At 65.8% G+C, this 649-nt stretch carries 2 protein-coding genes; both read right to left on the bottom strand.

What is annotated here, in order from left to right; genetic code table 11:
* Positions 1-18 precede the first annotated feature (18 nt).
* Positions 19-315, bottom strand: coding sequence for a DUF1330 domain-containing protein (locus PMN64_RS42935; protein WP_411785132.1), 297 nt, complete (start codon positions 313-315; stop codon positions 19-21).
* A gap of 6 nt (positions 316-321) precedes the next feature.
* Positions 322-649: SDR family oxidoreductase (locus PMN64_RS42930; RefSeq protein WP_411785131.1), on the bottom strand; the 328-nt coding region annotated here is incomplete at its 5' end.

The following is a 649-nucleotide window of genomic DNA, read 5'->3' as shown; positions in this document are numbered from 1 at the left end:
ACCTAAACCCATCCCGCTTTAGATCGGCGGCACGCCCTCGACGAACAACAGGCGTCGCTCCAGCGCGGTTGCGCGAAGCTTCAACGCTTCGGCGTATTCCGGTGACGCGTACCATTCGCGCAGACGCGCCATGGTCGGAAATTCGACGATGATAATCGCGTTCGGTGGCGGGCCGCCCTCCACCACCTCGACTGTGCCGCCCCGCACGACGTAGCGCCCGCCATATTGTGCGATGGTGTTCGCCGCAAGCGTGCGATAGGCCTCGAATGTCGCGGCGTCCCGCATCTCGACCTCGGAGATCACATAGGCCGGCATGCGGCCTCACGCGATGGTGTTGACGATGCCGCCCTCGGCGCGCAGCGCGGCGCCGTTGGTCGCCGAGGCCTGCTTGGAGCAGACATAGACGACGAGATTGGCGATTTCCTCGGTGCTGGCGAAGCGCTGCAGTAGCGAGGTCGGCCGGTGCTGCTTGACGAAGTTGGACGCCGCCTCCTCGACCGACTGGCCGTTCTGCTTGGCGAGATCCTTGACGAAGGTCTCGACGCCTTCGGACATCGTCGGCCCGGGCAGCACCGAGTTGACGGTGACGGCAGTCCCCTTGGTCAGCTCCGCGAGCCCGCGCGCGATCGCAAGCTGCGCGGTCTTGGTC

It is taken from the genome of Bradyrhizobium sp. UFLA01-814, from assembly GCF_046718885.1.
Lineage (GTDB): Bacteria > Pseudomonadota > Alphaproteobacteria > Rhizobiales > Xanthobacteraceae > Bradyrhizobium > Bradyrhizobium elkanii.
The sequence above is the reverse complement of the archived record's forward strand: the minus strand, read 5'-3'. Positions and strand labels throughout refer to the sequence as shown.